Below are 4247 nucleotides of genomic sequence, written 5' to 3'. Positions count from 1 at the left end.
TGCTGCTGGTGTTGAAAGGCAATCACCGCGGCTTGGGTCATAGCGGTCCAGTACCTCGGATTCCAGAGGGATTTCAGCGCCGTCGGGACCGCCGGATAGCGCCACGTAAATTGGCCTGTCGGCGGTTGGTACACGGAGTCCCACCCTGGGGACGTATGCGCACCCGCCGCCGACGTCCATCGCACGGGCAAGTACCCGAGCTCGGCCAGCCATTGCTGCAACCGGAGGGTCGTGCCCTCGGGGAGTTGCACGGTCAAGGTTTGAGACGCCCGCGCCAACTGAGCGCCATCCCGGGCGACCAGACCATGCTTCCCCTCCGGAAGATGAAGCACGAGGGTCGTATCCGGCGCCCATCCGTGGCTCGTTGGCTGAAATTGCCAGGTGCGGTCCGTGACCTGATGCCAATGCCCCGCCACCGTCGGGGCCATGGACCACTGCGCCAACCCGGAACGGCGCACGGGCGCGGAAAAAGTGACGTCGATGGGTGCCGTCGACAAGTTGGCATGGCCTTTCGTAACCTGGACTGCTGTCGCCGTCAGCCAGGGTACCGATGCCCAGTGTAGTGTCTGATCTGAGCCCCAGGTTTCCCATGCCCGGGCACGCACCTGGACCGTGATAGAGCCCTGTTGGTTTGGGACCTCAACCACCGGCCCAATCGCCACGTGATGGCCATCGGCGGTCTTGACGTGGTCCGTCGCCGCAAATCGGACTTGCGCAACAGCGCTGCTAAACCGAGCCGTCGGTCGCTTCCCAACATTCACGCGCACACGATCCGCCACGACTTGGGGGCTTGCCGGCGTGGTCACCGTGATGACGCGACGCACGCGCCAATCGAGAAATCCGGACACCGTGACCTCTAGCCGCACGGGATGATGGGGAGGAAGAAGCTGGGTCGGCCATAGGAGGTTCCCAGCGACGCGCACCCGTTGGTGCCCTGTTCCCGCGTCCTGGAGTGACGCCGTCGCAATGTGGGTGCCCCACCCCTGCACAACCAACTTGGCTAGGGCGGTGGAGCTCGGGGCAAAAGCAAGGCGCAGACGCGCGACCATCACGACGCCGACCTAGAGTAGATTTCGTCGCTAATCCACATAGGCATACTGATTCGTCCTGACAAGCCCCTGGGGTCCGATATCAGTCACGGTTCTAACCGGTACCGAAACAATCTCGTCATGCCCCCATCACTCATTTAAAACCAAAGCCACTGCCGCCCAGCCCGTGGGACTGGTGGCAGCTTACACATGTTCTTTAGACCTTGGCCACGCTCTTCAGGTTGGTGCTGTGCGGCAGCCCGTGCTTAGACGGATCGAGATAGGTGCGAATTTGGGCGATGGCAATGCCAATCTCGCCAAATCCCGTAGCGATGAGCTTGACCTTGCCCGGATATTGCGCCACGTCGCCTGCCGCATAGACGCCCGGTAGATTGGTCGCCATGGATGCAGGGTCAACCGTGATGGTGTTTCCATCCATCGTAAGCCCCCAGCGTTTCACTGGGCCCAACGACGGCAGGAACCCGAGGCCGCTCACCACATCATCGATTGACCAGCTCTCTTCGCTGTCGCTGCCGACTTTCTTCACTACCACCGTGTCGAGGCGGCGGTCTCCCACAACTCGGATCAGCTCGAAAGGGGTCTTAGTCTCCACGTTGGGTGACTCCCGAATGAGCCGCAGACTTTCTTCCTGACCTCGAAAGTGGTCGCGCCGGTGCATCAAGGTGACCTGGGACGCCCAGGGAGCAATGGCCAGGGTCCAGTCCAGCGCCGTGTCCCCGCCGCCCACCACCAGCACCTTGCGATCCTTGAAGTGATCGAGTGGCGGCATGAGATAATACACTCCATGATTCTCCCATGACGCGGCTCCTTCAGCCGGAAGCTTCCGAGGCACAAATGCGCCAATACCCACCGTCAACAGCAGGGCCCGGGTGCGGTATGTTTGGACGTCCGTTACCACCTCATAAATCGCCCCGTCCGTTTGGGATACCCGGACGACCGATTCCCCGGTGACAATCGTTGGGGAAAAGTGCTCTGCCTGCTCAATCAAGGAGAGCGCCAAGTCCTTGCCTGTTACACCGTAAAAGCCTGCGACGTCATAGATGGGCTTTTCGGGATAGAGAGTGTACAGCTGCCCACCCAAGTTGTTCAAGCTCTCAATCAATAATGTCTTGATCCCATGGAGCCGCGCCATCGTGGCCGCAAACAGCCCCACCGGACCTCCTCCGATGATGGTGACGTCAAACAATTCCAAGGCTCATCCTCCAAACGTATCGCAGTAAATTATTGAGCGAGAGAACCCGGGCTGTGGTCCTGCTCGAACTCCTCCACCGTCATCACGTCAGCATACTTGGTGTGCATTTCGAACAGGCTCACCCCGTGAGACAGTCTAGACCGGTCAAAACACGCATCCTCGATGACCGCCGTGGGATAACCCCACGACATGGCGTCGACACAGGTGGCGCGCACACAGCCCGACGTGGTGCATCCGACAATGACTACACTATCCACCGCGTGATGATGCAGCCATGCCACCAGCGGCGTCGCGAAAAATGCGCTGGCTTTGGGCTTGTCGAGCACCCACTCGCCGTCCTGGGGCCGGATCAAATCAGGAATCTCCTGAGCCCCGGGACGGTCCATCGGCGATCCCATGGCACTCAGCTCTGCCTTGTTGGTGCCGCCGAACTTGGCGGCCGCGCCCGGCTGACCGGTCGTAAAGCAAATTGGAAGGTTGTTGGACCGGAAGTCGTCAAGTAGTGTCTTGATTCGGGGTAATGCCTCCCAAGCCGCGGGACCGCACGCGGTCACCCACTCATGGCTCGCCTCTTCCAGCGAAAGGTCCGGCACGCCCACAAAAGCCTTGACGACATCGACGACCAACAGCGCGGGACGCGTCCCCGAAAAGAACTTGAACCCTTTTGCCATTTGGGCATAAGCCCGCCGTTCAGGTTCCGGAAACAGTTCTGCCCACCACTTCATGCGTACCCTCCTCTCACTGTTGGAGAACCCGATTGATTCGCGCCTTGACGGGTCGCTTGGCGGGGGGCGTGTTGCGGCTCTTGGTAAACCGCAGCTCGCCTTGGGTTATCGCCGCCGCGACGGCCGGAATATCCCCGAACTCCAGCGCAGTGAGAGCGTCAGGCTGCGTTGATCCCAGCGGTGCATCCAAAAGCAAAATGTCCGCTGGTGCCCCAACCGCTAGTCGTCCAGCGGATAGGCCATAGACGTCGGCCACGTTTCCGGTAGAACTGGCAATTGCCTGTCGCGGCGTCAGGGGCCCCAAGGAGACGAGCTCCGCCATCGACCGCAGCATTCCCAGCGGGATGACGCCGGTTCCTGTCGGCGTATCGGTCGCAATCATTACGCGGGGGAATGCATCCGCCTTGAGCGCCAACTCCGCGATGTGGATGGCCGACCGAAGATTTCCGGCTTGAACCAGTTGAAGTGCGATGTCGGTGCCGTCGCTCACAATCCGGCTGTTTTCCTCGGCGCTTAACGCCGTAGGCCCACCATTAATATGGCCAGCCACATTGGGATTAGCCTCAAGCAGCACGTCGACACTAATCTTCTCCTGGCTTCCCGGAATCGATCCTCCGCCGCTATGGAACATGACGACCAACCCGGCCTGCCGCGCCGCCTGCACCACCGGCACGTAGTCGCGAGGTGACGCGAATGCTCCAAACCCCGCCTTGGCCAGCCACACCCCGGCCTCCCTCAGCTCACGGAAATCCTCCGCCGTCAGACCGGGCTCGAGCACGACCGAGCCCGCATGTACTGTCACCCCGCCCGGACGGTAGTCCCGAAAACTGCGTTCGGCAGCAATCGCGAGGGCTTTCACACCAATCACGTCGCGGGGCCGGCCGGGCACGTGCACTTCACTGGCAGAAATCGTGCGCGTGGTGCCGCCATGCAGATAACTCTCAATGAATCCCACCGTCTGCTGCCGCGGCGTGTAGTCGCCAAATGTGCTGTGAAAGTGCGAGTCGATGAATCCGGGAACGGCAGTGATGCCCCGCGCGTCAATGACGATGTCATGCTCGTCCGGATGCACATCGCTCGATGGCCCGATCCAGGCGATGATGCCGTCGTTGGCAATGATGGCGTCGCCAACAATCGGCGTCCCGGCTTGGTTGCCGTTGTGGCTGTCCCCAATGTTTATGATGGCTGTACTCATCGTTGTCTGTCTCCCTTGAAAAAAGATTTGTTGTACCGTATTTAGGGCCTGAACTGACGCAACTACAACACATGTAGCGGTGGTCA

4 protein-coding genes are annotated in these 4247 nt (G+C 60.7%); all 4 read right to left on the bottom strand.

Annotation, left to right across the window (positions count from 1 at the left end; all coding sequences use genetic code 11):
• On the bottom strand, nt 1–1049 hold a 1049-nt coding region (locus HIJ39_RS21690), incomplete at its 3' end, for a hypothetical protein (protein WP_207711847.1).
• A 196-nt stretch (nt 1050–1245) separates the two neighbouring features.
• The gene (locus HIJ39_RS21685) at nt 1246–2241 is read right to left on the bottom strand and encodes an NAD(P)/FAD-dependent oxidoreductase (RefSeq protein WP_169103126.1); all 996 of its coding nucleotides are present in this window, start codon (nt 2239–2241) and stop codon (nt 1246–1248) included.
• Between the two features lie 29 nt (nt 2242–2270).
• Nucleotides 2271–2966: a cysteine hydrolase family protein gene (locus tag HIJ39_RS21680; RefSeq protein ID WP_169103125.1), complete on the bottom strand. Its 696-nt coding sequence runs from the start codon at nt 2964–2966 to the stop codon at nt 2271–2273.
• A gap of 13 nt (nt 2967–2979) precedes the next feature.
• Nucleotides 2980–4161 carry an amidohydrolase family protein gene (locus tag HIJ39_RS21675; RefSeq protein ID WP_169103124.1) on the bottom strand — a complete coding sequence of 394 codons (1182 nt, stop codon included), beginning with the start codon at nt 4159–4161 and terminating at the stop codon, nt 2980–2982.
• Nucleotides 4162–4247 lie beyond the last annotated feature (86 nt).

The sequence above is a fragment of the Sulfobacillus harzensis genome, assembly GCF_012933365.1.
Taxonomy (GTDB): Bacteria; Bacillota; Sulfobacillia; order Sulfobacillales; family Sulfobacillaceae; genus Sulfobacillus_B; species Sulfobacillus_B harzensis.
Note: the sequence above shows the minus strand (reverse complement) of the source record. Positions and strands in the feature narration are given on the sequence as shown.